The organism is Frankia sp. CoWAU3, from assembly GCF_977971855.1.
In genome coordinates this window covers 1,236-5,029 of record NZ_CDWWXB010000113.1, presented here as the reverse complement: position 1 = coordinate 5,029, position 3,794 = coordinate 1,236, and the positions used below count along the sequence as shown (strand labels likewise).

The window sequence follows — 3,794 nt, the reverse complement described above, 5'->3', positions numbered from 1 at the left end:
CGCACCGACCCGGCGGTCACGGGGCTCGCCCGCGCGGTGCTGGAGGAGGCGCTGGACGACCGGACCGGGGTGATCGCCCCGGTGGATGATCCCGGGCCCGCGGGGGCGGGCGCTCCCGTGGACCGGGCGGACCCGGCGGGCGCTCCCGTGGACCCGGCGGGTGGTGCGGTGGACCCGGCGGGTGGTGCGGTGCGGCGTCCGCCGGGGGCGCGCTGCGGGGTGTTCCGCACCTCCGCGGTGGCCACGCGCACGGTGGTGCTCCTCGTGCGTTACCGGTTCCATCTGACGCTGCCCGGCGCGGCGAAGACCGTCGACACCGTGGCCGAGGACGCGCGCCTGGTCGGCTACCGTGGCCGCGGGGAGAACCGCGAGTGGCTGACGCCGCCCGACATCGACCGGCTGTTCGCCGTCGACCCGGAGAACGCCCTGCCCGAGTTCGTTCGCCGGCAGGCGGAACGCGCCATCACCGAGCTCGCCGACGTCGCGCCTGAGCTGGACGCACAGGGCTAGCGGCTCGCCGAGGCGCTGCGCGAGGCCCACCTGCGGGCCCGGGAGGTCGCCGGGCTGCGCCGCCGCCGCGGGCTCACCGTCACCCCGCACGACCGGGCCGACGTCCTCGGGGTCTACGTCTACCTGCCGGCCGGGGCCGGCTCATGACACTGAGAATTGGGGACGTCGAGCTCCTCTCCGTCAGCCTCGAAGGCAGCCTGTTCACCCGGGACCTGGTGCGGCGGGTCAGGGACGCCGACCCGGAACTCGCCGGCACGCGCGCCGAGGACTACCACCTGGCGGCCGGGGAACGGCTCGGCGACGCGGCCAGCCGCCGCTGGGCGTACCTGCTCGGGGCGTACCGCACCTTCCGCGCGCGGCTCGCCGCCGAGGAGCGGTCGGTGACCGCGGGTGGGGCGGTGGGCGCGGCGACGGGCCCGGGGACGACGGGGACCACGCTGACCCGTGAGCTGTGGTTGCAGGTCCTGTTGGGCGAGTTGGGCTACGGCCGCGTCGCGCACGTGCGCCACCTCGGCGAGGACGATGCCATCAGCCACGAGTGGCGGCACGTTCCCGTCCACCTCGCCGCCTGGAAGCGTGATCTGGACCAGCGGCTGGGGCCGGCGAAGAGCGACCGGGCCCCGCAGCGCATGATGCAGGCGTTCCTCAACCGGCACGACGACCGGCTGTGGGGGATCCTTTCCAACGGCCGGAAGCTGCGGATCCTGCGGGAGTCGGCGGCCCTGGTCGGCCACTCCTACCTGGAGTTCGATCTCGAAGCCATCTTCGACGGCGAGCTGTACTCCGATTTCGAGGTGCTCTTCGCCTTCGCGCACGCCTCGCGGTTCGAGGCGCCCGATCGGGCGGGCGCGGCGCCGAACCCGGCGGACTGCTGGCTGGAACGCTGGCACACCTATGCGGCGGCTGCGGGCATCGTCGCCGGGGACAAGCTGCGGGACAACGTCGTGCGGGCCATGGCGGAGCTGGGCACCGGTTTCCTGGAGGCCAACCCCGGGCTGCGCGCGATGCTGGCGGCCGGCCGCCAGCACGGCGGGATGACTCCCGACGAGTTCCGCCACGAGCTGCTCCGGCTCGTGTACCAGATGGTCTTCCTGTTCGTCATCGAGGACCGGGACGTGCTGCATCCCCAGCCTCCCGAGGAGAAACCGGACGAGACGGCGCGGCAGCGGGCTGACCGCAAGCGCCTCACGGATCAGATCATCGAGGGCCGGCGGCGGTACGCCTCCTACTTCTCCACCGCGCGGCTGCGCCGCATCGCCTCCCGGCGGCGTGGTGATCAGCATGGTGACCTGTGGCGCGGGCTCGTCCTGGTGCTGGAGGCCCTGGGCAGCGACGGCGGCCGGCCCGAGCTCGCCCTGCCGGCCCTCGGCGGGCTGTACTTCACGGGTGGCTCGGCGACTGGGCGGGGCCGGTCCGGCGGGGCCGGTGCGGACGACCGCGGGGCCGGTGCGGACGACCGCGAGGCCCGTCCCGACGAGCTGCGCCGGCTCGAACTTCCCAACCGGCGGCTGCTCGCCGCGGTGAAGCTGCTCAGCCATGTCACGGATGACCGGGGCCGCCGGCAGTGGGTCGACTTCGCCCATCTGGGCGGGGCGGAGCTCGGCAGCGTCTACGAGTCGCTGCTGGGACTGGTGCCGGACCCGGATCTGCCGGCCCGGCGGTTCCGCCTCGCCGACGCGCTGGGCAACGAACGCAAAACCACCGGCTCCTATTTCACTCCGAACGCGCTCATCGACTCGCTGCTGAGGACCGCGCTGGACCCCGTGATCGACCGGTACGCGGCATCCGGCGTTCCCGCGGACCTCCTGCGGATCACCGTGGTGGACCCGGCCTGCGGCTCCGGGCACTTCCTCGCCGCCGCCGCGCACCGGATCGCCCGCAGATACGCGATCATGGACCGGGGAGACGACGAACCGTCCCGGGCGGAGATTGTGAAGATCCTGCCCGAGGTCGTCGCGCGGTGCGTCTACGGGGTCGACATCAACCCGCTGGCGGTCGAGATCACCAAGTTCTCGCTGTGGCTGGCGTCCGTCGAGCCGAACCGCCCGCTCGCCTACCTAGACCATCACATCAAGGTCGGCAACGCCCTGCTCGGCGTGACCCCGACGCTGCTGGACGGGGGAATCCCCGACGCCGCCTTCAAGGCGTTCGGCGACGATGATGCCAGCCGGGTCAGGGCCCTGCTGGCCGACAATCAGGGTGCTGTCTTCCTGGAGGCGCAGAAGTCCGCCGACATCAGTCACTTCGCCAACCTGCGCGGTCGGCAGGAGCTGCGTGAGATCATCGATCTGCGTGCACTGTCCCTGTCGGATGTCCGCGAGCAGGCGCGGCGGTACGAGGCCCTGGAGGCCATGCCCGAGCGCCGCCTCCACCTGCTGGCCGCCAACGCCTGGTGCGCCGCGTTCGTCTGGCCGAAGCCTGAGGGTGGGCCACCGGCGATCACGAATCAGCTCCTGTATCCGCTGATGGCTGGTTCTGAGGAGTTGTCACCGGAGCTGGCGAAGCTCCTGGACGACATCACGGACCGGTACCGTTTCTTCCATTGGCATCTGGAGTTCCCGGACGTCTTCCGCACGGATGACGATCCGGACGCTCCCGACGCGAACCCGGGCACCGGCTGGCGCGGCGGCTTCTCCTGCGTCCTGGGTAACCCGCCGTGGGAGCGGGTGAAGCTCCAGGAGAAGGAGTTCTTCGCGCACCGGGACGAGAAGATCGCCAAGGCCCCGAACAAGGCGGCCCGGCAGCGCCTGATCGACGCGCTGAAGGAGAGCGAGTTCGCCTCCGACCGTGCCCTGTACGCCGACTTCCAGGATCACCTGCGGGAGTCCGCCGGCTGGTCGCAACTGCTGCGGGATTCGGGCCGCTACCCGCTCACCGGCCGCGGCGACGTCAACACCTACGCCGTCTTCGCCGAGACAGCCCGGACCATCCTCGGCCCGCACGGTCGTGCCGGCCTGGTGCTGCCCACCGGCATCGCCACCGACGCCACCACCGCGCCGTTCTTCCAGGACGTCGTCGAGAAGGAGTCGCTCGCCGGGCTGGTGGAGTTCGAGAACGAGGAGTTCCTACTCAGCCGCGCGGTGCACCATAGCTTCCGCTTCTGCCTCTTGACTCTCGCCGGGCGTCAGGTCGGAGTCGACCGGGTGCCGTTCGCCTTCGGATCACGGCGGATGGTCGACGTGGCCGACCGGGCGTTCACCATGACACCGGCCGAGATCCGTCTCCTCAACCCGAACACCAGGACCGTCTCGATCTTCCGGTCCCCGCGAGACGCCCGCATCACC

Annotated in this window: 1 protein-coding gene and 1 pseudogene; both read left to right on the top strand. The window is 71.8% G+C overall.

Annotated elements, in window-relative coordinates; translation table 11 throughout:
- Window positions 1–510 (top strand): annotated as a pseudogene (locus tag AC08ON_RS11420) (hypothetical protein); the annotation flags it as partial.
- A gap of 143 nt (window positions 511–653) precedes the next feature.
- Window positions 654–3,794 (top strand): Eco57I restriction-modification methylase domain-containing protein (locus AC08ON_RS11415; RefSeq protein WP_476616936.1); only part of this gene is annotated, 3,141 nt, incomplete at its 3' end.